Raw genomic sequence first — 24662 nt, forward strand, 5'->3', positions numbered from 1 at the left:
GATGTCATGGGCCGCAGCCGGCAACAACCCGTGGGGTTTGCGAGGGGGGCTGTGGGGCGTCAGTGCACGAGATCGTAGGGTGGGCAAAGCGCAGCGTGCCCACCGTCCGCGTGCCAAAGAAAAAGGTGGGCGTGGCGCGTCGCGCCTTAGCCCACCCTATGGCATCGCGAAACTTAACCTAGTCGAACAGGCTCGACACCGACTCTTCCGCCGCGGTGCGCGCGATGGCGTCCGAGATCAGGCTGGCGATCGGAAGCGTGCGGATGTTCGGAGCCTTGGTCACCGCCTCCGTCGGCAGGATCGAGTCGGTGATCACGAGCTCCTTCAGCTTCGAGCCCGCGATGCGGGCGGCCGCGCCGCCGGAGAGCACGCCGTGGGTGATGTACGCGTAGACGTCCTTGGCCCCCTTGGCGATCAGCGCGTCGGCCGCGTTCACCAGCGTGCCGCCGGAGTCCACGATGTCGTCGATCAGGATGCAGGTGTAGCCGGCGACGTCGCCGATCACGTTCATGACCTCGGATTCGCCCGCCCTCTCGCGGCGCTTGTCGACGATCGCGAGCGGGGTGTTGATGCGCTTGGCAAGGCCACGTGCGCGCGCCACGCCGCCGACGTCAGGCGAGATCACCATCGTCTTCGAGAGGTCGAACTTGTCCTTGATGTCGCGCACCATCAGCGGCGCCGCGTAGAGGTTGTCGGTCGGGATATCGAAGAAGCCCTGGATCTGGCCGGCATGCAGGTCGAGCGTCATGACGCGGTCGACGCCGGCCTGCGTGATCAGGTTGGCGACGAGCTTGGCCGAGATCGGCGTGCGCGAACCCGATTTGCGGTCCTGCCGGGCGTAGCCGAAATAGGGCAGCACCGCGGTGATGCGGCGTGCCGAGGAGCGGCGCAGCGCATCGGTGATGATCAGCAGTTCCATCAGATGGTCGTTGGCGGGGAACGAGGTCGACTGGATGACGAAGGCATCCGAGCCGCGGACGTTCTCCTGGATCTCGACGAAGATCTCCATGTCGGCGAAGCGCCGTACCACCGCCTTGGTCAGCGGCAGGTCGAGGCCTTGCGCGATCGCCTGCGCGAGAGCCGGGTTTGAGTTGCCGGCGACAAGCTTGATGGAGCCGTTCTTGGCCGACATGGACGCTTCCTCCCGCGCTTTGCTGGATACGACGTTCAACATCAGAGAATACCCACTGGAAGCACGGTTACGACGGGCGAGGAAATATCAGGCCGGGGCCTGCAATGGCAACCCGGCATGCTACGTTTTCCCTCCGAAATCCTGAGTCGGGCCAACGGTTTGGCCGCAACTTGGGGCCGTGGTTTCGCGGGGGTTATCGCTCGGCATAGCCCAGCGCCGAGGCCGGCATCTCGGCCGCCGGAGCCTCCGGGATCACGCTGGCCACCGCCGGGCCCCGCAAGCCGGGAACAGTGCCCGGCGCGTCCGGGGTTCCGTTGATCATGTTGGAAAGTCCGCTGAATCCGGCCTGGGCGATCTTCCGCAGCACCAGGTCGTCGGCGGCGCCCCAGGGATCGCGGCCGCCCTTGGCGGCGGTCAGTTCCTCGCCGGAGAGGCGCAATGCCCGCTGCTGGTTGGCGTCGTAGACGTCCCAGACCCAGGCGATCACGGTCTTGCCGCGCACGATTTGGGCGGAGAGGTAACTGCGCACGCGATAGGCAGCCGTTCCCTCGCGGGAGACGACGGACAGGCTGCGCAGCTTGGATTCGCTGTCGAGAACGCCGACCATGCGGTCGAACACCTGCGGGGGCGGCCCGTCGATCGATTCGAAGGCCACGGTCGCCCCTGAGCCGGCGCTCGGCGCCATCGCATAGGAGTTGGCGGCACCGCCGCCAAGCGCGACCGCCGCTGCCAGCAGCATGACCGCCAGCACACGCGAACCCGCGCGGCCCAGGATGAATGACGCGTCCCTCATTATGGAGGGCAGCGATATCGTTAAAACGCATTAACGTCTAGGGCGGGAATGCTACATCGGCCCTCTGGAGCGCATCGCGGCCGGGGCCGGTGGGCGGCCCGGCCGCGACATGCTCGCTCAGGCTGCCAGATGATGTCGCATCGCAGCCTGGATCCACACCCATTCCCGGTTTGGGCTGGCGTCCGGGGACTGCCCTCTCATGATGGCCGCCAGTTCCCAATAGCGGTTCGCGCGAGCATCGTGCCGGACATATTTCGTGCGCATCCAGTTACGGAAGCCGGCGTCGGGCTTCTGGTTCATCAGGCGAGCCGAGATCTCCAGCCAATCCCGCGCCAGCTCATTGGCTTGCGCGGATGACGGTTCAAGCCCCTGTTCGATGGCTTGCTTCGCCCTGAGCACTATGGCGTCGCTGGCTTCCTGACAGGCCTTCATATCGATGGCCTCGCGATCCCAGACATCACCGGCGTTGGCTCGCATATTGGCGATGAAGGAGGGATCGCTCAGGAGCGTTGCAAGCTCGATCCATGCGTCGCATTGCTCAGGCGTTGGCGCGTCGGGCAGTTCCGGGACGGTCGCTTCCACCATCTGGCGGACCCATTCCTGATCGATGTTGATGCCGTCGGACACTCTTTCAAAAAAGCGTTCAACCACGTTGCGTCGTTCCACGCGGGACAGTTGCGTCATGCTCCAAAATCTCCTCAGGTCGGCTTCGGTGAGTTGCGGTGAACGCAACGCAGCCCGCAGCGCGGCGGCGACGCGGCGCTGAGCGGCGATCTCCGCCTCCAGCGCTTCGAGCCGCAGCTTCAGAGCCTCGGCAAGCGACAGCTCCTGGCAGAGGACCTCCCGGATCGCATCCAGGCCAAGGCCGGCATCACGGAGACAGCGGATGAGCTCCAGTCGGACGAGTTCGCTATCCGTGAAGACGCGGTAGCCGCTCGCAGTTCGGTCTGCCGGCGGCAACAATCCCTCGTCCGAATAGAAGCGAAGCTTGCGGACCGAGATGCCGCAGAGCCGTGCCGCTTCGCCGATGCTGTAGGTGCGTTGCTTCATTCCGCGTTTCTGCGGTTTCCAGCAGGTGGAGAGTCAAGGCCGTTTTGAAGCAAGAACGAAGCGACGGCCAGCTTACCCCTCGAGCGCGATCGCGTGGATGTGGCGGCCGTAATCCGGCTCCTTGCGATGCACCGAGCGGCGATAGCTGAAGAAGCGGTCGTCGGCATAGGTGTCCAGACCAAGATCGTCGATCATCAGGATGCCGGCGGCTTCGAGCCGCTTCCGGATGAACCCGGCGAGGTCGAACATCGCGTGTCCGGCGCGCACCGACGGGATGAAGAACATGGCGTTGTCCGCGTCCGCCTCGATGAAGCGCGCCACGAACTCGTTGCCGACCTCGTAGCTGTCCTGACGGATCAAGGGGCCGATCGCGGCGATGATGCCGCTGCGCGTGGCGCCGAGCTTCTCCATCGCCGAGATCGTCTGTTCCAGCACGCCGGTCAGCGCGCCCTTCCAGCCGGCATGGGCACCGCCGATCACGCGCGCGTTGGGGTCGACGAACAGCACCGGCCCGCAATCGGCGGTGGAGACGCCGAGCGCGATGCCGGGCGTTTTGGTGACGAGTGCATCGCCCTTCGGCCGCGGTCCGCTCGGCCACGGCGCTTCGGCAACGAGGACATCGGGCGAATGGATCTGGTGCAGGCTGATGAAGCGCTCCGGGGCGACGCCGACATGCTCGGCCATGCGGCGGCGGTTCTCCGCGACATGCGCCGGATCGTCGTTGGAGCCGAGCCCGCCATTGAGCGCCGAATAAATCCCGCCCGAGACACCGCCCTCGCGGGTGAAGAAGGCGTGGCGCAGGCCGGGCACGGCCGACAGCAGCGACGAAGCAAGCGTCATGAGGCGCCTCCGGCCTGTTCGAGATCGCTGAGGCCGGCGATGCCGGTCAGCCGCGGCTCGGAGATGCCGAGCACCTTGAACATCGAGCCCATGCCGCTGCGCCCGGTATCGGTCAGGCGCTTGAGCGCCACCGAAATGTCGGTGGCGACTTCAGGCGTCGCCTTCTGCATCAGGGCGGCCGCGCGGGTATCGATGCCGACGCGCTTGAGGAAATCACCCTGCGTCACCGGGCCGTGCACACGGGCGCCGACATCCTCGGCCGCGCGCGCCAGGGCCTGGAAGTCGACATGGGCGGTGACGTCGGCCTGGCCCGGCGCCTTCAGGGGATCGGTGAAGGTGTGGCGCGCGATCGCCTGGAAGGTGTCGCCGGCATCGCTGCGCAGATGGCCGTAGTCGATGATCAGCGCCGCGCCGTCCTGGTCGCGCACGCGCGTGGCGAGCTTCATGATCTCGCCGTCGGGTCGCCATTCGAACACGGCGCCAACGGGAGCGGCGCGCACCAGAGGCGGCAGCAGCACGTCGAAGCGCGGCGTCGGGTCGGCGGCCGCGCCGAATTGAAGCTTGCCGTTGGGATCGATCTCGATCACGCGCTCGTGCCAGCCGTTCTCGCGCTTCACCATCTGGCGGATCGGCAGCACGTCGAAATATTCGTTGGCGAGGATGATGCTCGGGCCTTCCGGCACGTCGTCGATGCTGTCGTGCCAGGCGATGTTGCGCACGCCTGCCAGCGTCGCACTCTGCCGCTCGCGCAGCACGGGATTGACCTCGACCATGTGGACGTGAAGCGCCTGGTAGAGCGGCGGCAGCACGCGCAGCGCGCGCAGGGCATCCGCCATCATGGTGCCGCGGCCGGGGCCGAGCTCGATCAGCCGCAGGAATTGCGGCGAGCCCATCTGCTTCCACACCGAGGCGGTCCACAGCCCCAGGAGCTCGCCGAACATCTGGCTGACCTCGGGCGCTGTGGTGAAGTCGCCTTCGCGCCCGAGCGGATCGCGCGAGACGTAATAGCCATAGCGCGGATGCATCAGGCACAGTTCCATGTACCGCCAGACCGGCATGGGCCCTGAGGATTTGATCAGCGCCCTGATCTCGTTGAGTAGCGGCTGTTCGGTCACGGTCTGTCTTCTCGAAAGGAATTAACTGATGGCCCCGGCGGGCTTCGGCGCGCCGCGCCTGATAGCCAATACAATAAGTATGAGGCCTACAATAAGCATCGGGATCGACAACAGCATGCCCATGGTTAATCCGCCCCAGAGGAAGCCGAGCTGGACGTCCGGCTCGCGAAAATGCTCGCCGGCGATGCGGGTCAGGCCATAGATCAGGATGAAGGCGCCGAGGATCATGCCGGGCCGCTTCAGGGCGCCGAAACGGATCATGATCGCGAGCACGGTGAACAGCAGGATGCCCTCCATGCCGGCCTCATAGAGCTGGCTCGGATGGCGCGGCAGCTGCGTCGGATCGTTGGGGAAGATCATCGCCCATGGCAGGCTGGGGTCGGTGGCGCGGCCCCACAATTCGCCATTGATGAAATTGGTGATGCGTCCGAGCAGCAGCCCGACCGGGGCGACCGCCGTGGTGATGTCGCCCAGCGACAGGATCGAGATGCGGTTGCGATAGGCAAACCACATCACCGCGACGACGCAGCCGAGGAAGCCGCCATGGAAGGACATGCCGCCCTCCCACAATTTGAAGATCGCGGCGGGGTGTTCGATGAAGAAGGGCAGATTGTAGAACAGCACGTAGCCGGTGCGGCCGCCGAGGATGATGCCGAGCGTGACCCACAGGATGAAGTCGTCGATCTGCACCAGCGACATCGGCGCGGGGCCGCTCCACAGGCGCTCTTTCTTCAGCAGCGAGCGCGCATAGAGCCAGCCGAACACGATGCCGCTGATATAGGCCAGCGCATACCAGCGGATCGCGAACGGACCGATCTCGATCGCGATCGGCTTGAAGGCGGGAAAGTCGATGAGCAGAAAGGGCATCAGGCTTTCTAGACTTAAACGAGATTGCGGCGATAGAGCGCCAGCAGACGCTCCCAATGCCGCTCGGCAGCGTCGCGGTCGTAGACCGGACGCTTGAGGAAGGCGAAGCCGTGATGCGTGCCGGGATAGATCTCGACCTCGGCCTTGGCTCCGCTCATGCCCTGCTTGACCTTCTCGATGACCTCGGCGGGCGCGTAGATGTCGGTCTCGGCGCAGGCGAAATAGAGCTCGGCCTTGGTCCTGCCGGCGGCGAGATGCGGGCTGTTGTCTTCGTCGGTCGCCAGATGCGTTCCGTAGATCGAGGCGGCGGCCTTGACGCGGTCGGCAAAGTGCGTGGCCGCGTTGACGGCGTAACGGCCGCTCATGCAATAGCCGACGGTGCCGACGATTTTCGTATTGGCAGCCGTCTGGCCCTCGGCATAGGTGAGCAGGGCCCTGGTGTCCTCCATGATCATGGGAATGTTGAGCGAGGCCATGAGCTGGAACATGCGCTTGCGCTCAGGCGCGTTCGGATCGGCCGGCAGCGCGCCGAGCTCCATCACGCCGGAGCGGTAATAGAGGTTCGGCAGCATCACGTAATAGCCCGAGGTGGCGAGCCGGCGCGCCATGTCGCGCAGCTCTTCGCGGATCGCCGGCGCATCCATGTAGAACAGGATGACCGGAAACGGCCCGCCGCGTTCGGGATGGGTGATGAAGGTTGCGGTGTGGCCGTCCTTGGTGGGAATCGCGATCTGCTGATCGATCATCTCGTGCGCCTTCTGATTCTTGTTATGCAGGGACGTTGAATACGATTGCAAGGAAACCGGGGCATGACAAGGATACCGCCGATCGGCCCTTGAACCGTTTCGCCCGGATTGCCATTGTCTTTTCGCGCGTTCGCGCAAAGTTTATCTGAGGCCGCCAGGAGACCGACATGACCCAGACCAACAACCGGTTTTTCGACGAGATCGGCCGCCTGATGAACGACGCCGCCGGTGCCGCCCAGGGCGTCAAGCGCGAGTTCGACACCGTGATGCGCACCCAGGCCGAGAAATTCCTGCGCGACATGGACCTGGTCAAGCGCGAGGAATTCGAGGCGGTCAAGGACATGGCCCGCCTCGCCCGCGAGGAGAACGAGGCCCTGAAGGTGCGCATCTTGGCGCTGGAGGCCAAGCTCGGCGGAACGCCGACGTAAGGCCGCCGCTCTCGCTTACCCTCCCCTCCAGGGGAGGGTGGGAACCCCGCCGGGCGGGCCATTCTCCTTGTCATTTCCGCATCTTCCGGGTAAAAGCCCGCCAAGTTCGTGGCCCCCGCACCCCTGGAGGCTTGCTGCGAACTGCACCATGGGCCGCGCTGCGGCCCATTAACTTTTGCAAAAACAAGGACTTAGACTATGGCGACGACCGTCAAGGAATTGAAGGCGACCGCACGTCCGAAGAGCGGCAAGGGGGCCGCCCGGGCAGAGCGTCGCGCCGGGAAAGTGCCCGGAGTGATCTATGGCAACAAGCAACCCCCGCTCCCGATCTCGGTTGACGATCGTGAACTGCGCCAGCGCATCCTCGCCGGCCGGTTCCTGACCACGCTGGTCGACATCGACCTCGAGGGCAAGAAGCACCGCGTGATCCCGCGCGACTATCACCTTGATCCGGTCAAGGATTTCCCGATCCATGTCGACTTCATGCGTCTCGGCGAAGGTGCCACCATCCGCATCAGCGTTCCGTTGCATGTGGTGAAAGCGGAAGGTTCGCCCGGCGTGAAGCGCGGCGGCGCCGTCAACATCGTCGCGCATTCGATCGAGCTCGAATGCGGCGTCGAGAGCATCCCGCAATTCATCGAGGCTGATGTCGGCTCACTCGAAATCGGTCACTCCCTGCATCTGTCGGACGTCAAGCTGCCGGCCGGCGTGAAGGCGCTGACCCGCGAGGACGCGACCCTCGTCACCATCGTGCCGCCGTCCGGCTACGCCGAAGAGCAGAAGGCCGCGGCTGCGGCTGCAGCTCCGGGCGCTGCTCCGGCGGCTGGCGCTGCGGCTCCGGCTGCGGGTGCTGCTGCTCCGGCTGCGGCTGCCAAGGCTCCCGCCGGCGGCGACAAGAAGAAGTAATCTCTCAAAGAGCTGGGCGCGCGGTCCTTGATCGCGCGCCGAGCGAGGGGCGCGCCGCGTCATGCGACTCTTTGTTGGGCTCGGCAATCCCGGCGCGAAATACGCACGTAACCGGCACAATATCGGCTTCATGGCCGTCGACGAGATCGCGCGGCGTCATGGCTTTGCGCCATGGCGCCGCCGCTTTCAGGGCGAGACCTCGGAAGGTGCGCTCGGCACTGAGCGCATCATCCTGCTCAAGCCGACGACCTACATGAATGACTCGGGCCGCAGCGTTCAGGAAGCGGCAAGCTTCTTCAAGATCGCGCCCGGCGACGTCACCGTGTTCCACGACGAGCTCGAACTGCCGCCGGGCAAGGTGCGCGTGAAGATCGGCGGCGGCATCGCCGGCCACAACGGCCTGCGCTCGATCTCCGCGCACATCGGCAACGAGTATCGCCGGGTCCGGCTCGGCATCGGTCATCCCGGCGTCAAGGAGCTGGTGCATGGCCACGTGCTGTCGGACTTCGCCAAGGCCGACAACGACTGGGTGGCGACGTTGTGCGAGGCGGTGGCCGAGCACGCGGCACTGGTTGCCAAAGGCACGGACGCGACCTTCGCCAACAGGGTGCATCTCGCCATGCAGGCGAAGGGCTTTTTGACCAAGGACGAGAACGGCAAGGAATAGGGCGCCGTTTTTTTCTCCGTCAGGCCCGGCCATGACGAATACGGATAGAGGACGACCATGGGATTTAAATGCGGGATCGTCGGGTTGCCCAATGTCGGCAAGTCGACCTTGTTCAATGCGCTGACCGAGACGGCCGCGGCGCAGGCCGCGAACTATCCGTTCTGCACCATCGAGCCGAATGTCGGCGAAGTCGCCGTGCCCGATCCGCGGCTCGACAAGCTCTCGGCCATCGCCAAATCGGCGCAGATCATCCCGACCCGGCTGACCTTCGTCGACATCGCCGGCCTCGTGCGCGGCGCCTCCAAGGGTGAAGGCCTCGGCAACCAGTTCCTCGCCAACATCCGCGAGGTCGACGCCATCGCGCATGTCGTGCGCTGCTTCGAGGATTCCGACATCACGCATGTCGAGGGCAAGATCGCCCCGCTCGCCGACATCGAGACCATCGAGACCGAGCTGATGCTCGCCGACCTCGACAGCCTCGAGAAGCGCGTCGACAACCTCACGAAGAAGGCCAAGGGCAACGACAAGGACGCCAAGGAGCAGCTCGACCTCGTCAACCGCACGCTGGTGTTGCTGCGCGAGGGCAAGCCCGCCCGCCTCGTCGAGCGCAAGGCGGAGGAGGAGCGCGCCTTCGGGATGCTCGGCCTGCTGTCGTCGAAGCCCGTGCTCTACGTCTGCAACGTCGAGGAAGGCTCGGCCGCCACGGGCAATTCGTTCTCCAAGGCGGTGGAGGAGCAGGCGGCCAAGGAAGGCGCCGTTGCCGTCGTCATCTCCGCCAAGATCGAATCCGAGATCGCCACCATTTCGCGCGAGGAGCGTGCCGACTTCCTGGAGACGCTGGGTCTCGAAGAAGCCGGCCTCGATCGCCTGATCCGCGCCGGCTATACCCTGCTCGACCTCATCACCTATTTCACGGTGGGCCCGAAGGAAGCGCGCGCCTGGACCATCTATCGCGGCACCAAGGCCCCGGGCGCGGCCGGCGTGATCCACACCGACTTCGAAAAAGGCTTCATCCGCGCCGAGACGATTGCGTATGAGGACTATGTCGCGCTGAACGGCGAAGCCGGCGCCCGCGATGCCGGCAAGCTGCGTCTCGAAGGCAAGGAATACGTCGTCGCCGACGGCGACGTGATGCACTTCAGGTTCAATACGTAAGACGCGAAAGAGCGGTGCTGTAGGGTGGGCAAAGCGACTTGTCCGCCGTAGCTCGAAGAGCGAAGGCGGAAGCGTGCCCACCACGTCTCTCTCAAATCGCGAAAGGATGGTGGGCACGGCGCTTTGCGCCTTTGCCCACCCTACGGCACCTGCAGCCGCCTCACCGCGCCCCGCCGCCCTGGTCGCGGATCGCGCCGAGATGCTCGTTGATGCGGAAGACGATCAGGATCAGCTCCGCGGCGATGCGCGAGAACACGATGCCGACAACGATGCTCGCGATCGATGACAGCAGCACCAGGAAGCCGCCGAACGGGCTGATCGCCATCGTCGCGAGACCGGAGAAGATTCCGGAAAGGCCGAACAGGCAGATCAGTGCGATCACCAGCCAGTAGAAGGTCTTGATGATCGTAGGGGTTATGAATCGGTCCCATTGAAACAGGTCGCTGAATGAAAACATTGCTCTCCCCAGGGCAAATCGGGCCTCGGCCTGCCGGTTGATCCGACTCAAGACCAACGCCGACACCCCATATGTAGCACGAGCCATGCGGGCCGGCGGGTTGAGATTGCCGCAAAGTGCGGCCACAATCTGTCATTCCCTCAAAGCATTCCCGAGATGACCCTGACCTTCGAAGATTTCCCGCCCGGCCGGTTCGGAACATTCGGCCCGCGCCATGTCACCCGCGACGAGATCTTGGCTTTCGCCGCCGAGTTCGATCCGCAGCCGATGCACCTCGATGAGGAGGCCGCGGCCAAGAGCATGCTGCGCGGCCTGTCCGGCTCGGGCTGGCACCTCTGCTCGCTGATGATGCGGATGATGGCCGATGGCTTCATCACACGCGCCGCTTCGCTCGGCTCGCCCGGCGTCGACGAGGTGCGCTGGCTGTCACCCTTGCGGCCCGGCGACGATCTCATGCTCGACGTCGACGTGCTGGAGGCGCGCGCCTCGAAGAGCCGGCCGGAGCTCGGCATCGTCAAGTTCAAATGCACGGTGCGCAACGCCAAGGGCGAGGCGCTGTGCGAGATGACCTCGCCGATCCTGATCAAGCGCCGCGAGGGAGCAGTCTGATGCCCTTCTTCGAGGAGATCGAGATCGGCCACCGCCGCGAGATCGGCGCCTACATGTTCACCGCGGAGTCCATCAAGACGTTCGCCGCAAAGTTCGATCCGCAGCGCTTCCACCTCGACGAGGAGGAAGGCAAGAACTCGCTGTTCGGCGGCCTTGCGGCCTCGGGCTGGCATGTCGGCTCGGCCTGCATGAGCCTGCTTGTCGCCGATGGCCAGCGTCTGGCGCGTGAGGCTGCGTCGCGCGGCGAGGAGGTCGCGGTGTGGGGGCCGTCGCCGGGCTTTCGCGACCTGCGCTGGATCAGGCCGGTGCTCGCCGGCGACACCGTCGCCTACGTCAACGAAGTCATCGACAAGCGTAGCTCCGCCTCGCGCCCCGGCTGGGGCATTCTGACGGCCCGCACCACCGGCACCAACCAGCGCGGCGAGGAGGTCTATTCCATCACCGCCAGCGCCTTCGTGCCGATGCGGAAGGGCGGTTAGACCTGTTCCAAGATGAACAGTCCAAATGTGTGCGCGAGTGTTGCCCGCGCGCTATGGACGCGATTCCGGGCGGCTGCCATAAGCCTGCTCAACATGATGACCCGCGAAGCAGTTGGCGGAACCATCGAGTTGCTAACCAATTATGAACCTGTCGCTGTCTAATTGAAACGAATTGGGCAGAGAACAGGGGACGAGGACCATGGCAGACCGCGGCGCACTCAAGCTGGTGGGATTTATCTTTGCGACCGCGACGCTGGCAGTGATGCTGGTCGCCGGCATGGTGGTGAAGGGCTATGCCGATGGCGGCTACACCCTGGAAGCCTCGACGGTCGACGCGAGCCGTTAAGGGCTCGTTAACTCTTCGGGGCCGGACGTCCGGCCTCCGCCGTCAGCGGCTATAGACGAACGCCAGCACCGCGATCGCGACCGCCAGCAATCCGACGAAGCGCAGCATGATCGTGCCGAACTGGTTCGGCGCGGGCCGCAGCGGGATAGGGTCCGTATTGTCGGGCCGAATGCTTTCCATCTGAAATGTCCCCAGGCCCGGCCGCAAGGCTGCGGGCGCTTGGCATTGGTCGGCGCTGGGGCGCGGAGGGTTCAAAGTGAACCGGGCCGGCTGCATTGACTGTGTGAACGCATGTCCACTGCCCCAATCTTTCGCAGCCACACCCTCCGCTGTCATGCCCCGGCTTGCCGCCTTCGCTGAAGCTTCGGCGGCCGGGCGAGCTTGTGGCCCGGCGTAGCCTTGGCGGAGCCGGGACCGGGGTATCCAGTACGCTGCGGCGTCTCGGCTCTTGCCTCATTGTCTCTGGAATACTGGATCGCCCGATCCCGTCTCCGCCAAGGGCTTCGCCGGGCCAAGAACTCACTCGGCCGCCGAAGCCTTAGCGAAGGCGGCAAGTCGGGCGATGACACCTATTGTGGGGAGCTTGTGCGCATCCAACTCCCCCACGAATCAAAACCGCCGCGCCCCTTGCGGAACGCGGCGGCTGGTGGTGCTTGACGTGAATGATCAGCTGTTGCGCAGGCCGTCGGCGGCGCGCTTCCACTGCGCGACGTTGTCGGCGATCATGCGGGTCGACTTCATCGCGGCCTGGCTGAGCTGGGCGTAGCCGGAGATCTCGCGCTGGACGCGCTGGCCTTCGGCATGGAGCAGGTCGCGCAGGCTCTCGAGCTCGGAGATCAGGTTCTCGATCTCGGCGAGCGAGGTGCCGGCGACGCGCTGGATCAGCGAGTTGACGTTGGTGACGGTGGCTTCCGCGCTCGGATCGAGCGGCGGCGTGTCGGTGGTTCCCGATGCCGGCCGGCGCAGATAGGCGATGTCGTTGCGGACGAAGTCGCGGATGCCGGCTTCGACTTCCGTCACTGCGGCGAGGTTGGTGTCGACCGTCTCGGTCTCGGTGGGTTCGGTCTTTTCCGGACGCATGGCGTTCATCGTTATTCCCCTGTTCGCGTTGAGCGCAGCGCGAGTGTCCCCCGCACGACGAGTTCGATCATCCGACTAGGGCGTCGGATTTTGACCGCAACTTGGCCGAGATACGGCAAGGGCGGACGATTCGGGGGCTTTGCCGTGGCGTATGGTTACGAGAGTCTGAACTACTGGGAAAACGAACCTATCCCGGGATGACGGGAGAGGGTGGGCGCTGGACTGCTACCAGCTCTTCTTGAAGCCCGCCGTCAGGCTCTTGTTGATCGCGCCCTGCGAGGTCTCGCCGACCGAGCCGGAGACGGTGACGTTGTCGAACAGCTTTTGCTCCGCGCCGACCTTGCGCAGCCATTTGTCGTCGGTGGTCGACAGCGACTGGCCCGCGGTGATGCTGGTGCCGGTGTCGGTGAGGGTGACCTTGGCGCTCTGATCGGTCTCGTAATTGCGCGTGACGTGCCCGCCGATGCCGGGCACCGCGGTGGTGCCCTGCTGGTTGACGCTGTAGCCGTTCTGGAGCGTCAGCGACGTGTCGCTCGACAGCGGCACCGACTTGATCAGCGACGCCCCGATCTTGCTCTGTTCGGCGCCGGGATCGACGCGGGCTTCCACCGCGGTCTTGTCCCAGATCGAGCCGGCGCCCGGCGCGGTCGCCGCCGCCCAGGCGCTGCCGGAGGATTGCGGCAGGCTGCCGCCATTGGTGGCTTTCTGCGCCAGCAGCTCGGACATCGTCCGCGGCTCGCTCGTCACCGTCATGTCGGCGCCGATGCGGGCGTCCCAGAACGAGGAGACCGACTGCTTCACCGTCACCGCCGAGGAGCCGTTGGCGTTCGCGTTCGACGACCAGTTCAGTCCGTCCTTGGCGGCGGCCTGGGCGCGCTTCTTGGCGGCCATGACGTCGTTGCCGGTGCCGGCGTCGACCGCGAGTTGACTCCAGTCGAGCTTGTCGACGTCGATGCCCTTTAAAATGTCGGGGTCGTTGACGTCGGGGGCTGCGGCGGTCTTTGTGGCTTCGGTCTCGGCCTCGTCGTCAGGCGCAGCCGCCGAGAAGGGCGGGATGATCTGCGCCGAGACCGTCAGAACCGAGCCCAAAATGAATGCGGCCGCCAGCACCGTCAGCCTGGTCCAGCCAAAACCTGTCGAGAATTCCATCGTCCTGCCCGCGAGCCCAGCGCATGCTTGCCGCCACTATAATGCGGCCTTCGGTGATGACCATGCGCCATTCCGTCCGCTCAACACATGGTGATCTATCGTTGCGAAATTGTGGCGGCTCGCCTCGGCCAGAGCATGATCCGGACCCGAAGGGCCGCGCCGGCGCAAAGTGTGCAGCGGTTTTCCCTCGCGACAAACGCGGAACGCGTTTGCGCGGAGATCATGATCAAACCACTGGAATGGCGAACCAACGGGCCGCGCGAAAGGCGCGCGCCCGATGACGAGCTTCGCCACGACGGCATCCGGCGGGGCTGGAGGCCAGGACGCGGGTCGGGCGAGCATCAATCATCGGTCCCGGCAAGCGGGGCCCGTTGGCGTCCCCCTCAGCCGACGCGGGTCATCTTCGGCAGATGAATGGCGCGGCCGAGTGCCTGTTCAACCAGATCGAAGGTGTCGACCAGCACGCGCATGCTGATCAGCTTGCCCGCCCTGAACTGGGCGAACTGCGCCACCCGCAAGCTGATCGGCTTGTCGGAATCCAGCGCGGTCAGCGAATAGCGCAGCATCGAAGCGGCGGAATCCACGCCGAGCATGATGCTCTCGCGGTCGAAGCGGCGGACATGGAAATTGTCGGCGAGCTGGCGGATGACGTCGAGCACGGCGTCCCGGCCCTGGCGCGCGCCGAGGAACGGAAACATGTCGATCGGGCCGTAGATCGCCCACTCGACGTCCTCGTCGATCAGGGCCTCGATGTCCCTGAAATCCCGGTCGTTCACCGCGCGATGCAACGCGCGCGAGAAACGCCAGAGGCTGTGCTCTGTCATTTGGGGGCGTCCTGAAGCTGGCTTGCAGAAAAAACGGAAAGCAACCCCATGCACAGAAAAGGTGCGGGGGCCGCTCAACTCATTCGTATACAAATAAAATAGGCGATTTCGGCCAAAACGCAATTCACGTTTTCGCAATGCACAATTGATGCGGGTTTGTGAGATTTACAACAGAACCCCGTAATCTTCCGGTCTCTGCTTCATCTGTCCGTAAGAACGGTGGCGAGGGCGAAGGGTCATCCTCCGTCCACCCGCGCGCCCACGATCAGCGGCCCGATCTCCCGCTCCAGCACCTGCTGCACCAGATCGTAGGAATCGATGATCTCGCGGATCTGCGCCACCAGTCCGCCCCGGAAGCTGTAGAACACGGCCATGTCGAACTGCACGACGCGATCGTTGCCGCGCTTCTTGAAGTAGGTGTGCATGTAGGTCGCGACCTCGTCGCCCTCGGCGAGGATGTGCGGCGCCTTGTAGCGGATTTCGGAATAGCGCGACCAGACCGTCTGCCACAGCTCGCGCAGCTCCTGCTTGCCGTGGCGCGGCACCATGTGCGGCAGCACGTCGATCGGCGCGTGGGTGAGGAAGTCGACGTCGTCGGTGCAGCACGACAGCGCGGCCTCGATATCGCCGCGCGCAAAACTGTCCAGCAGATGCAGCACGCGTTGCCTGTTCAGCGATTCAACCGTCATGCCGCTCCCGCCCTCGTGGGGTGTCGATTGCAAACGCCAATGCGCGCTCCGCGGGTCCATCAATCCGCAAGAACAAAGGTGTCCGGATCATATGACGCGCCGATGCAAGGCCGGGTTCATGAAATGCAATTATGGGTTGCGTACGTAGTCGCCTGCACGATTTCGAGCGGGTTTTCGCGTCCCGCGATGACGCCGCGTGCATGCCGGCGGGCGCGTCCCGCCACGCACGGCACGCGGGAACCCGCGCCCGTCGGTGCTCGTTGAGACGCCGAACCTGATCCGGAGACATCGATCATGAAATCCCCGCTTCTCACCGTCGCCGCAGCACTTCTGATGCTGGGCGCGACCTCCGCCGCCAACGCCAAGGGCTGCATCAAGGGCGCGGTCGTCGGCGGCGTCGCCGGCCACTATGCCGGCCATCACGCCGTCCTGGGCGCCGCCGCTGGCTGCCTCTACGGCAGGCATCACGCCAACGAGCAGGACAAGCAGCGGCAACAGCAGGGTCAGGTGAACGGGCAGGGGAAGCTGTAAGGCTGCGGAAAACCTCGCTCCCGTCCTCTTTTATCCGGTGCGCGTCGATGGTAAATTCCAGTGCAAACGCTGGGGGTTGAATCGGGCGAGGGGACGATGGACGCTGGGAAGTCCTTGTGGGGTGTCGTCCTCGCAATCCTGTTCCTGTATTGCCTCGTCGCTTTCGTGGGAAACGCTTCCCGTTCGCAAGGCGTCAAATACAATTGGTTTGGCGTCTTGCTATCGTTCTCAACGATCGGCCTCGCCCTCTACCTCGTCTTCTTCCGTCAGCTCTGACGCCGCTCGCTCACCCGCCCGCTGCTGCGGGACGGAGCGTGAGCCTCTTCGAGGCCCATCTGTCGCTCGCCGACAGATCACCGCATGGCGCACCCAGCCGGCCGCCTCGCTCCAGCTCGTAACCATCGTGCTGCTGCTGCCCGTGATGGCCGTGGTGACGGCGAGCGTGGGGTGAGGGCGGCAAAACTTTGTCAGAGACCGTTCGGCCGCTTAACTCAGCCTCTTGCTTGATTGCGTTCGCGACGAATCCCAGCAGACCCACTATATTGTGTGCGAGGCCATGGAGGGGTCTCGACTATTGCACGATCGAAAAGGTTGTCGAACCGATCCGTTAGCTGTTCGATTTCGACAACAAGCTTCTCCACGGCCTTTAGATCGATAACGATGAAGTCATGTCGTATTCTGCGATCAGCCGTAGTCTCCACTCGATAGAGCTGGCGATCTTGGCTGTTGAGCACGACTACATCGTGTATGAATCGATTTCGTTGCCTGCCAAGGCCCTCTGCTTCAGAGGATAGTGAATTAAACGCCTTAATGAGTTCCGGACTCACGCCACGCAACTCAAAAAGCGAGGCAAGATATCGAAAACGTGGCCCAGGTCCAATCAATTGCGCGGTCATGCAAGTGCCTGCGAGTCGCTCCACGTTCGCGAGCTCCCAAATTGAATCATTAAGAACGTATTCGAAAGCCGCCCAGTGGCGAGAGAGTTTTCCGAGAGCCAGATAAAGCGGCTCGAAGTCCGCGCTTTCATCAAATGAAAAGTCAAAGGATACGGACTCCGGATTTATGTCAGCAGACGTAGGTTCGTCGCTCATGAAGCGCTCCAAATCATCAAGATGGGCAACGGACGCTATCGAGCCCGAAGCTCGTAACAATGCGCCAGCGCACGTCAGCAGGGGACGGCGCACTCAGTTGGGCATGATTTTAGATAAAGTCTTTGGACGCTACCTCTTCTTCCACCCACCCCGTCGCCCGGGCTGCCCGCCCGTCGACTTCGGCGCAGGCCCGAACTCCGGCCCTGACTGCCTAGAATCCGTCGGCTGGATGATCCGGCTCGTGCTACCGAACGGCTTTGACGGCAGTGACGCGTTCTCGCGATAAGGCAGCGATTCCGGCCCGTGCATCTCGTCGAGATGCGGCTTGTGCACCTTCGAGCCGCTGCCGCCGCCGCTCGCTTTCAGCGCGGAGCTCACGGTTTTCTTCTTCATCGCGCTGACGGGCAGGTTGGCGGCGTCGCCGTACTTCTTGGTGCCAGCATAGGCGCCGGCCTTGCCCTGCACGGTGCGCTGCTTGACGGTGGGGTCGTCGACGACTGCGAGCTCGGTGGCGCGCAGGCGCTTGACTTCGTCGCGCAGGCGGGCGGCTTCCTCGAAGTTCAGATCGGCTGCCGCCTCGCGCATCCTTGTTTCGAGATCGGCGAGCACGGCTTCAAAATTGTGGCCGATCGAGATGACGTCGTCGGTCATGTCGTGGCCGCCGACCTCGACCAGCACGTGGTCGCGCTCGTAGACGGAGTTGAGGATGTCGCCGATCTGCTTCTTCACGCTCTCCGGCGTGATGCCGTTGGCGGTGTTGTACTCGACCTGCTTTTCGCGGCGCCGATTGGTTTCCGCGATGGCGCGCTCCATCGATCCCGTCATCTGGTCGGCATAGAGGATCACCTTGCCGTCGACGTTGCGCGCGGCGCGGCCGATGGTCTGAATCAAGGACGTTTCACTGCGCAAAAAGCCTTCCTTGTCGGCGTCCAGAATCGCGACCAGTGCGCATTCGGGAATGTCGAGGCCTTCGCGCAAGAGGTTGATGCCGACCAGCGCGTCGAAGGCGCCGAGACGGAGGTCCCTGATGATCTCGATACGCTCAATGGTGTCGATATCGCTGTGCATGTAACGGACGCGAATGCCCTGCTCATGCAGATATTCGGTGAGATCCTCCGCCATGCGCTTGGTCAGCACGGTGATCAGCGAGCGATAGCCTGCCTGGGCGGTGGCGCGGACCTCGCCGACGAGATCGTCGACCTGGGTGCGGGCGGGGCGAATGTTGACGGGCGGATCGATCAGGCCGGTCGGTCGGATCACCTGTTCGACGAACACGCCGCCGCTTTCGTTCAGCTCCCAGCCGCTCGGCGTGGCCGACACGGCGACCGTCTGGGGCCGCATCATGTCCCACTCCTCGAAGCGCAGCGGGCGATTGTCCATGCAGGAGGGCAGGCGGAAACCGTATTCGGCCAGCGTCGCCTTGCGCCGGAAGTCGCCGCGGAACATGCCGCCGATCTGCGGCACGGTGACGTGGCTCTCGTCGGCGAACACCAGCGCATTGTCGGGGACGTATTCGAACAGCGTCGGCGGCGGCTCGCCGGGCAGGCGCCCGGTGAGATAGCGCGAATAGTTCTCGATGCCGGCGCAGCTTCCGGTCGCCTCCATCATCTCGAGATCGAAGGTGGTGCGCTGCTCCAGCCGCTGCGCTTCCAGCAGACGGCCCTGGTCGTGCAGCTGGTCGAGCCGCTGCTTCAGCTCCGATTTGATCGACTTGATCGCCTGCACCAGCGTCGGGCGCGGCGTCACATAGTGCGAGTTGGCGTACATCTTGATGAATTCGAGCTCGTCCTGCTTGTGGCCGGTGAGCGGATCGAACTCCTCGATGGTCTCGATGGTGTCGCCGAACAGGTTTACGCGCCAGGCGCGGTCTTCATAGTGCGCCGGGAAGATGTCGATGACGTCGCCGCGGACGCGGAAGGTACCGCGGGTAAAATCGGCCTGGGTGCGCTTGTACTGGAGCGCGACGAGGTCGGCGATCAGCTGGCGCTGGTCGATGCGCTCGCCCTTCTTCAGCGCGAAGGTCATCGCGGTGTAGGTCTCGACCGAGCCGATACCGTAGATGCAGGATACGGACGCCACGATGATGACGTCGTCGCGTTCGAGCAGCGCGCGCGTCGCCGAGTGGCGCATGCGGTCGATCTGCTCGTTGATGGAGGAATCCTTTTCAATGTAGGTGTCGGTGCGCGGAACGTAGGCTTCCGGCTGGTAGTAGTCGTAATAGCTGACGAAGTACTCGACCGCGTTGTCGGGGAAGAAACTCCTGAACTCGCCATAGAGCTGGGCGGCGAGCGTTTTGTTCGGCGCCAGGATGATGGCGGGCCGCTGCGTCGCCTCGATCACCTTGGCCATGGTGTAGGTCTTGCCGGAGCCGGTGACGCCGAGCAGCACTTGCGAACGGTCGTTGCGCTGGATGCCCTCGACGAGCTCGGCGATCGCGGTCGGCTGGTCGCCGCGCGGCTCGTACGGCGACTTGATCTCGAAGCGCACGCCGCCTTCGGACTTTTCCGGGCGCGGCGGGCGGTGCGGCGTCCACACCTTGGTGGAGCCGTCGTCCCTGCGGAACTCCGGCCGGCCCTCGCGGATCAGCGATTCCAGCGCGTCGGCGGTCGCCTTGACGCCGAGCGCCTCCATCTTGGTACGTGGCGGACGCGCCAGCGCCTCGGCGTCGTCCTCTTCGGTGGGAAGCCCGAGCTGCCGCGCCAGTTCCGGGTCGAGCGTCGGGATCGTGGCCGCGGTGCCGTAATTGGCCTGCGGCGCCTCGTCGAAACCGCCGCTCTCCGAGGCGCGGGCGCCCGGCGACTGCGGATTGGGCCGCAGCGGCATCGGTCGCGTCGTATCCTGCGGAAACTCCTTCGGCGTCGAGGCACGCGCCCGATGCGCGGCAGCTTCGCCCCCGGCGCGGCGGTCGCGCGAATTGTCCGGCGGCGGCTGCAGCCCGGTGCCCGATCCCAGCCCGGCATCGCCGCGATTGATCGCGGGATTCAGAAGTTCGGCCAGCGCCGGCCCGATCGGCTGCACGTCAGGGCGGTGCGCCTTGGAGTTCGGGGCCTTGGATTTGGGGGATTTCGGGGGAGCAGGTTTCTTCGCCATGTCCCGAATATGGGACGAGTCCGGCCTTCAGAAAAGAGCGAAGGTACGTCCGTGCTCAGGCTGCTGACAGCAGGTTGGCAGCAGGAGCCATGATCGCCCCGACGCGACAAATTTGTCGTTGCGTCGGACGGCGATGGCGCTACTTTAGGTGGTGTTTATTGCGCGATGATCTGACCATTTTCGTGCATCTCGGCGGCGCTTTCGGCCGCAGGCGCGGCCAGCCGCCTCAACAGCGGGTAGATTCCATGACAATCAATTTCATCCCGAACGACCCCAATGCCGTGACCGACATGCAGCAACGGCAGCAGGACGCGCGGCCCGACCGTCCGGCCGGGCGTGCAAATTTCAACTATGAGGCTCACGCGGCCGAGGCCCCGTTCGGTGTCAATCAGCGGGACTTTCTGTTCTGGCAGAGCCGGGAAGCGGCGCTCGCCGCTGTGGAGGCCTGGGAGACCTATGCCGGCAACCTCGCCAGATGGTCGCAAGGGCCTCGCATCGACATCAGCCTGACCTACAATGACGGTGAAACGGTCGGCCCCCGGCGGTTGAATGCCTATTACGACACGCAAGGTGTTCGGTTCTTCGACTTCAACGACGGCACCACAACCACCTTCTCCGCGGCCAGCACCGACACGGTCAGCCATGAGGTCGGCCACGCCCTGCTCGATTCCCAGCGGCCGGAGCTGTTCAACAGCCCGCTACCTGAGGTCGGAGCGTTTCACGAAGCGTTCGGCGACGTGGTTGCCCTGCTGACCGCGCTGTCGGACCAGGCGACGCGGATCAAGCTGCTTGAGATCACGCCCGACCTGTCCCAGCCGAATTTCGTCGAGGCGAGTTCCGAATATCTGTCGGCCGCCATTCTCAAGCAGTTCGGCAACGTCAATCCCTCGAAGCCGCGGCGGGCGCTGAATACGTTCAAATGGCAGCTGCCCAGCACCTTGCCGGCCGGCAAGTTCGAAGATCCGCCAGAATTGCTCACGCGCGAGAGCCACAATTTCAGCCGCGTCTTCACCGGCGCATTCTATGACACGCTCCGCGGCGTGTTCGCGGCGAGCGGCGCCGGCAGCGAGGCGGCGCTGCTGACCGCCGCGCAGACCTGCGGCAGGCTGTTGGTCGAAGCGGTGCGGCAGACGCCGGAGACGGCGCGATATTTTCAGTCCGTGGGCCGGGCCATGGTCAAGGCCGACGGCCAGATCAACAACGGCGCCAATCGCGAGATCATCGGCAAGGCGTTCTCCGATCACGACATCATGCTCGGCAGCGCCGCCATGACCGCGCCGACGGCGGCGTTGGCGGGGCCGCCACCCAAGATCCTGAAGGCGAGCGCCACGATCGCGCCGAGCACGCTCTCGGATCTGCGCGAGCGGATCGGCGCGAAGGGCGCCAGATTCGCGATCCGCCCGCTCGCCATGCTCGGGGAGGGCGTGGCGGAAGCGGTGCATCGGCGCGAAGTCCCGCTCGACGATATCGACACCAGACTTCGCGGCGTGGTCGCCTTCGCCGCGGAGCCGGTTCTGATCGGCCGCTCCGGCGCCCGTGCGGCGGTGCTCGGCGCGTTGCCAGAGCACAACCGCACGGAGGACGAGGTCGGCGCCTTCGTCGAGACGCTGCTCAGGAACGGTCGCATCGAGCTCGACGGCAAGCCGAAGGCGGCCGCAAAGACGGCGAAGAAGAAGAAAGGGCTGGTGGCCGCCGCCGCGGCCGACGATGCGTCGTCGAACAATGTTCGCACCCACGTCATCCGCACGGTCGGCGGCAAAAGGGTGCTGACCCGCATCCGCTTCCTGTGCGGCTGCTGCATTTGAGGCGGCGGTCTACGGTCAAAAGGCCGTCAAGCGGCGGCGACGCAGAATGCGCCGCCCCTCAGAATCCGTTTCCACCCGATAGGTCGGCAGCACGGGCGATGCGGGATCGGGCGGACCGTCGGCGATCTGCTTGTTGGCCGCGAGCGACTGCACATTCAGAATGGCCTCGGCCACGTCGTCAGGACGGGGCGTCGAGTGCACCGCGGTGATGCGACCGGCCGAATCGAGGCTCGCCGCGACCTCCACCGGCAACTCAACATGCACGTCGTTGAAGCTGCCGAGGTCGGGCGAATGCAGCTGCACCAGATTGCGTGCAGTGCCGCGGAGCTTGTTCGGGCTGAGGTCCTCGATGGATTGAAGCCTCAGGCCACGGTCGGCCAAAGCGGGTCTGAACACCGCTTCGCTGTTCTTGAAACCGGCGGCGCCAATGTCCTGCGAGATCAGCAAGGGGGCCTGCGACCAGGATGTGAAATCGGTGCCATATCGCAGGGTCTTCATCCCAAGTTTGCGGCAGGCCGCTATATGCTCGGCATTTTCCGTGATGAACAGCGCCTGATTCAAGCCGCCATCGACACCGGCGCGCTTAAAGGCTGTCTCGAACACCAAGGCATCGGGCTTTCTCGCGCCGGCATGGGTCGACAGCGTCACGCGTTCCTCGACCGGTTCGAAGAAGCGCCGCAGGCCAGTCCTGTCGAGCACCTCAAGGTATTCGGCAAAGGTCGCAGCGATCGCCTGTGATGTCCGCGGTTCAGGCATCGTGTAGTCCGAGACCAGGCACACGACCAGCGGCGCGTGGTCCGCCGTCTCGAAGGTCTCGATAACGCCGAGCGCGTCCTCGACGCCGGGAAACGGTTTTTCACTGGCGGAGTCGATCAGTGTATCGCCGAGATCGAGCAGCAGAGCCTTGATCATCCGTCATGCCTCGCCTGCGCGCGCGGTTGCTGCGCCAGCATAGCAGTTGCACGGGCCGGATGGAATTGCGATTGCGAGCGTGCGACCGGATCGCCGGTCGCGCCTTACGCCGCCGGCGGCGGGGCCTCGTCGTCGTTGCTCGCCCGGTGCGGCTCGAGGATGTCGAGATGGATTCCGCCGCAATCGGTGCAGCGCATGGTCCAGTACTCGCACCCCGCGCGGCCGCCGATCACGCGAAGCACCGCGAGATCGCCATCGCATTCGGGACATTTCGACAGCACATTGCGGGCATAGATTCTCGGCCGCGGCGTGTCTTCGAATTCGATGACTGACATGACCGGTTCCCCCTTTATGCTGCGCTGTCCCTTGGTTCGCTTGGAGTTCCGCGCTTATTCGTCGTCGCTGTCGTCGGCCCGCCGGCGGAAGCGGTCGATGTGGTGCTTGGCATCGGCGATCGCCGCGTTCTGATCCGGCCAGGCGAAACCGACTTCCATGGCCGGAAACAGCACGCCGTCGATGGCGAGGGGGCTGAGATCGGCGCGGCGGATGCGGGCATGCCAGAGGCCTTTGCCGGCCTCGAAGGATTCGATGTCAAAGCCGTCGTAGATGGTCGTCATTGTAGTCCCCAAATGTTCCGTAAGTGTCTTGTTGAAGGGTCAGGGGACCACGTTTGGCGGGTTCAGTATGTGAAGCCATTCACAAGCGGCCGGCTTTTTTGCCCAGGGCCTCGTGGAACGGGCGTCAGTTCCGCGGCGCGGCGCGGCCGATCCGCCTGGCGGGGCGTGCGGCGGGCTCCGAGGCCGCCCGCATGATCCAGCGCCGGAACGCGGCGAAGTCGCGCTGCTCGGTCTGAAAACTGCGATACAGCAGGTACCAGCGCATGCCCTTGGGAACCGAGAGATCGAACGGCGCAACCAGCCGGCCGGCGGCGAGATCGTCATCGATATAGGGCCGGATGCCCATGGCGATGCCGAGGCCGTCGGCGGCGGCCTGGAGCGCCTGGCCGTAGAACTGGAATTCCGGTCCGCGCGCGTTGATGCGGGTGAGGTTCGCCGCCTTGAGCCAGATCGGCCAATCCTCCGGCGAATGCGTGACGCGGATCAGGCCTGGCCCTTTGAGGTCGGCGGGCCGCTTCAGGCCGGTGGCGAGGCGGGGCACGCAGACCGGCGTGAGGTCGCCGGCGAACAAGGGTTCGGCGACCAGGCCGGGCCAGTCGCCGGTGCCGAGCTTGATGCCGCAGCTCCAGTCCTCGCCGAACGGGACCTCGGCACCACCGGTGGTGAAGCGCACCTCGATGTCGGGCTCCTCGCTGCGAAACTCCGACAGGCGCGGGATCAGCCAGCGCATCGCAAAGGTGTGGCCGACGCCGATGGTGAGCACGCGGACGCTGGAGGGCGCCGTCACCTGCGCGGTGAGACTTGCCAGCGCGTCGAAGATCGGCGTCAGCCCGCTTTGATAGGCGCGGCCTGCCTGCGTCAGCACGAGCTTGTTGGCCTTGCGCTCGAACAGCGCGACGCCGAGACGTTCCTCCAGCAGATGCACCATGCGGCTGACGGCGGCCGCCGACACGCTGAGCTCGAGCCCGGCCGCAGCAAAGCTGCCGGTCCGCGCCGCCGCCTCGAATGCCTTGATGCCGTTGAGAAACAGCAGCCGCCGCAAATGACCTACCCTTAGGAAAGCTGATGCAAGGCCAAGATAACTCAGTTTGCGAAGCCGGGGCAAGCGAGGCACAAGAATGAGAGTAATTCCAAGTTGTGTTTCGGGGCCGCCGCCGCGTTCTTCGCCTCTCCCCGCACGCGGGGAGAGGCCGGAGTTTGCGAGAGCAAATTCCGGGTGAGGGGGTTCCGCGAGTCCCTCTGCCACCTTCCTTGCGGAAAGTCCCCCTCACCCCACCCTCTCCC

The 24662-nt window shown here is 64.8% G+C and carries 28 protein-coding genes; 9 read left to right on the forward strand and 19 right to left on the reverse strand.

Features of this window, described 5'->3' with window-relative positions:
• Positions 1 to 178: 178 nt before the first annotated feature.
• From HAP41_RS08765 to HAP41_RS08795, 7 genes are all read right to left on the reverse strand, one after another.
• Positions 179 to 1132, reverse strand: a complete 954-nt coding sequence (locus HAP41_RS08765) for a ribose-phosphate pyrophosphokinase (RefSeq protein WP_028151562.1) — start codon at positions 1130 to 1132, stop codon at positions 179 to 181.
• A 193-nt stretch (positions 1133 to 1325) separates the two neighbouring features.
• Positions 1326 to 1925 (reverse strand): hypothetical protein, encoded by a 600-nt coding sequence (locus HAP41_RS08770; RefSeq protein ID WP_166103528.1) that lies wholly within the window; start codon positions 1923 to 1925, stop codon positions 1326 to 1328.
• Between the two features lie 117 nt (positions 1926 to 2042).
• The gene (locus tag HAP41_RS08775; RefSeq protein WP_166103524.1) at positions 2043 to 2975 is read right to left on the reverse strand and encodes a MerR family transcriptional regulator; all 933 of its coding nucleotides are present in this window, start codon (positions 2973 to 2975) and stop codon (positions 2043 to 2045) included.
• Positions 2976 to 3047: 72 nt separating this feature from the next.
• A complete protein-coding gene (gene pgeF, locus HAP41_RS08780) occupies positions 3048 to 3815 on the reverse strand; it encodes a peptidoglycan editing factor PgeF (RefSeq protein ID WP_166103520.1) in 768 nt (255 codons plus the stop codon).
• Positions 3812 to 4930: a class I SAM-dependent methyltransferase gene (locus HAP41_RS08785; RefSeq protein WP_166103517.1), complete on the reverse strand. Its 1119-nt coding sequence runs from the start codon at positions 4928 to 4930 to the stop codon at positions 3812 to 3814. Before HAP41_RS08785 ends, pgeF begins: the two co-directional genes overlap by 4 nt.
• Positions 4931 to 4951: 21 nt before the next feature.
• The gene (gene lgt, locus HAP41_RS08790; RefSeq protein WP_166103514.1) at positions 4952 to 5797 is read right to left on the reverse strand and encodes a prolipoprotein diacylglyceryl transferase; all 846 of its coding nucleotides are present in this window, start codon (positions 5795 to 5797) and stop codon (positions 4952 to 4954) included.
• A gap of 14 nt (positions 5798 to 5811) precedes the next feature.
• Positions 5812 to 6543: a dienelactone hydrolase family protein gene (locus HAP41_RS08795; protein WP_166103509.1), complete on the reverse strand. Its 732-nt coding sequence runs from the start codon at positions 6541 to 6543 to the stop codon at positions 5812 to 5814.
• Between the two features lie 167 nt (positions 6544 to 6710).
• Here HAP41_RS08795 and HAP41_RS08800 point away from each other — a divergent pair, with 167 nt between their 5' ends.
• From HAP41_RS08800 to ychF, 4 genes are all read left to right on the forward strand, one after another.
• Positions 6711 to 6971 (forward strand): accessory factor UbiK family protein, encoded by a 261-nt coding sequence (locus HAP41_RS08800; RefSeq protein ID WP_166103506.1) that lies wholly within the window; start codon positions 6711 to 6713, stop codon positions 6969 to 6971.
• A 198-nt stretch (positions 6972 to 7169) separates the two neighbouring features.
• On the forward strand, positions 7170 to 7877 hold the full coding sequence (locus HAP41_RS08805; protein WP_166103502.1) for a 50S ribosomal protein L25/general stress protein Ctc: 708 nt from the start codon (positions 7170 to 7172) through the stop codon (positions 7875 to 7877).
• Between the two features lie 61 nt (positions 7878 to 7938).
• Positions 7939 to 8544, forward strand: coding sequence for an aminoacyl-tRNA hydrolase (pth, locus tag HAP41_RS08810; RefSeq protein ID WP_085399290.1), 606 nt, complete (start codon positions 7939 to 7941; stop codon positions 8542 to 8544).
• Positions 8545 to 8601: 57 nt separating this feature from the next.
• Entirely contained in the window at positions 8602 to 9699 is a 1098-nt protein-coding gene (gene ychF / locus HAP41_RS08815) for a redox-regulated ATPase YchF (RefSeq protein WP_028151572.1), read from the forward strand.
• Between the two features lie 160 nt (positions 9700 to 9859).
• Here ychF and HAP41_RS08820 read toward each other — a convergent pair whose 3' ends face one another.
• Positions 9860 to 10156 (reverse strand): DUF4282 domain-containing protein, encoded by a 297-nt coding sequence (locus HAP41_RS08820; protein WP_063985551.1) that lies wholly within the window; start codon positions 10154 to 10156, stop codon positions 9860 to 9862.
• 156 nt (positions 10157 to 10312) lie between these two features.
• Between HAP41_RS08820 and HAP41_RS08825 the strand changes: the two genes are divergently transcribed.
• From HAP41_RS08825 to HAP41_RS08835, 3 genes are all read left to right on the forward strand, one after another.
• Complete coding sequence (locus HAP41_RS08825; protein ID WP_166103499.1) at positions 10313 to 10765, forward strand: MaoC family dehydratase; 453 nt, start codon at positions 10313 to 10315, stop codon at positions 10763 to 10765.
• Positions 10765 to 11244 (forward strand): MaoC family dehydratase, encoded by a 480-nt coding sequence (locus HAP41_RS08830; RefSeq protein WP_166103496.1) that lies wholly within the window; start codon positions 10765 to 10767, stop codon positions 11242 to 11244. Before HAP41_RS08825 ends, HAP41_RS08830 begins: the two co-directional genes overlap by 1 nt.
• Before the next feature lie 199 nt (positions 11245 to 11443).
• Positions 11444 to 11590, forward strand: a complete 147-nt coding sequence (locus HAP41_RS08835; protein ID WP_166103493.1) for a hypothetical protein — start codon at positions 11444 to 11446, stop codon at positions 11588 to 11590.
• 42 nt (positions 11591 to 11632) lie between these two features.
• On the opposite strand, the gene HAP41_RS08840 is transcribed toward HAP41_RS08835, so the two are convergent.
• The 5 genes from HAP41_RS08840 to HAP41_RS08860 form a co-directional block, all read right to left on the reverse strand.
• On the reverse strand, positions 11633 to 11770 hold the full coding sequence (locus HAP41_RS08840; protein WP_014492018.1) for a hypothetical protein: 138 nt from the start codon (positions 11768 to 11770) through the stop codon (positions 11633 to 11635).
• Positions 11771 to 12256: 486 nt separating this feature from the next.
• Positions 12257 to 12679, reverse strand: a complete 423-nt coding sequence (locus HAP41_RS08845; protein WP_071909569.1) for a hypothetical protein — start codon at positions 12677 to 12679, stop codon at positions 12257 to 12259.
• A 216-nt stretch (positions 12680 to 12895) separates the two neighbouring features.
• The gene (locus HAP41_RS08850) at positions 12896 to 13819 is read right to left on the reverse strand and encodes a hypothetical protein (protein WP_166103490.1); all 924 of its coding nucleotides are present in this window, start codon (positions 13817 to 13819) and stop codon (positions 12896 to 12898) included.
• Between the two features lie 383 nt (positions 13820 to 14202).
• Positions 14203 to 14643: a nuclear transport factor 2 family protein gene (locus HAP41_RS08855; protein ID WP_063985546.1), complete on the reverse strand. Its 441-nt coding sequence runs from the start codon at positions 14641 to 14643 to the stop codon at positions 14203 to 14205.
• A gap of 236 nt (positions 14644 to 14879) precedes the next feature.
• Positions 14880 to 15332: a nuclear transport factor 2 family protein gene (locus HAP41_RS08860; RefSeq protein WP_166103485.1), complete on the reverse strand. Its 453-nt coding sequence runs from the start codon at positions 15330 to 15332 to the stop codon at positions 14880 to 14882.
• 294 nt (positions 15333 to 15626) lie between these two features.
• On the opposite strand from HAP41_RS08860, the gene HAP41_RS08865 reads away from it, so the two are divergent.
• Positions 15627 to 15863 (forward strand): hypothetical protein, encoded by a 237-nt coding sequence (locus HAP41_RS08865; RefSeq protein ID WP_166103482.1) that lies wholly within the window; start codon positions 15627 to 15629, stop codon positions 15861 to 15863.
• 491 nt (positions 15864 to 16354) lie between these two features.
• Here the strand turns inward: HAP41_RS08865 and HAP41_RS08870 are convergent, their stop codons facing one another.
• Together HAP41_RS08870 and uvrB are read right to left on the reverse strand one after the other, a co-directional pair.
• Positions 16355 to 16954: a hypothetical protein gene (locus tag HAP41_RS08870; protein ID WP_166103479.1), complete on the reverse strand. Its 600-nt coding sequence runs from the start codon at positions 16952 to 16954 to the stop codon at positions 16355 to 16357.
• Positions 16955 to 17083: 129 nt separating this feature from the next.
• The gene (gene uvrB / locus HAP41_RS08875) at positions 17084 to 20044 is read right to left on the reverse strand and encodes an excinuclease ABC subunit UvrB (RefSeq protein ID WP_166103474.1); all 2961 of its coding nucleotides are present in this window, start codon (positions 20042 to 20044) and stop codon (positions 17084 to 17086) included.
• Positions 20045 to 20289: 245 nt separating this feature from the next.
• Between uvrB and HAP41_RS08880 the strand changes: the two genes are divergently transcribed.
• The gene (locus HAP41_RS08880; RefSeq protein ID WP_166103468.1) at positions 20290 to 21849 is read left to right on the forward strand and encodes a gluzincin family metallopeptidase; all 1560 of its coding nucleotides are present in this window, start codon (positions 20290 to 20292) and stop codon (positions 21847 to 21849) included.
• Positions 21850 to 21864: 15 nt separating this feature from the next.
• On the opposite strand, the gene HAP41_RS08885 is transcribed toward HAP41_RS08880, so the two are convergent.
• The 4 genes from HAP41_RS08885 to HAP41_RS08900 form a co-directional block, all read right to left on the reverse strand.
• Positions 21865 to 22761, reverse strand: a complete 897-nt coding sequence (locus HAP41_RS08885) for an HAD family hydrolase (protein ID WP_166103461.1) — start codon at positions 22759 to 22761, stop codon at positions 21865 to 21867.
• Positions 22762 to 22865: 104 nt separating this feature from the next.
• Positions 22866 to 23096, reverse strand: coding sequence for a hypothetical protein (locus HAP41_RS08890; protein WP_063985544.1), 231 nt, complete (start codon positions 23094 to 23096; stop codon positions 22866 to 22868).
• Positions 23097 to 23150: 54 nt separating this feature from the next.
• Positions 23151 to 23378 carry a hypothetical protein gene (locus tag HAP41_RS08895; RefSeq protein ID WP_063985543.1) on the reverse strand — a complete coding sequence of 76 codons (228 nt, stop codon included), beginning with the start codon at positions 23376 to 23378 and terminating at the stop codon, positions 23151 to 23153.
• 124 nt (positions 23379 to 23502) lie between these two features.
• On the reverse strand, positions 23503 to 24420 hold the full coding sequence (locus tag HAP41_RS08900; protein ID WP_028151584.1) for a LysR substrate-binding domain-containing protein: 918 nt from the start codon (positions 24418 to 24420) through the stop codon (positions 23503 to 23505).
• Positions 24421 to 24662 lie beyond the last annotated feature (242 nt).

It is taken from the genome of Bradyrhizobium barranii subsp. apii (assembly GCF_011516635.5).
Lineage (GTDB): Bacteria > Pseudomonadota > Alphaproteobacteria > Rhizobiales > Xanthobacteraceae > Bradyrhizobium > Bradyrhizobium barranii.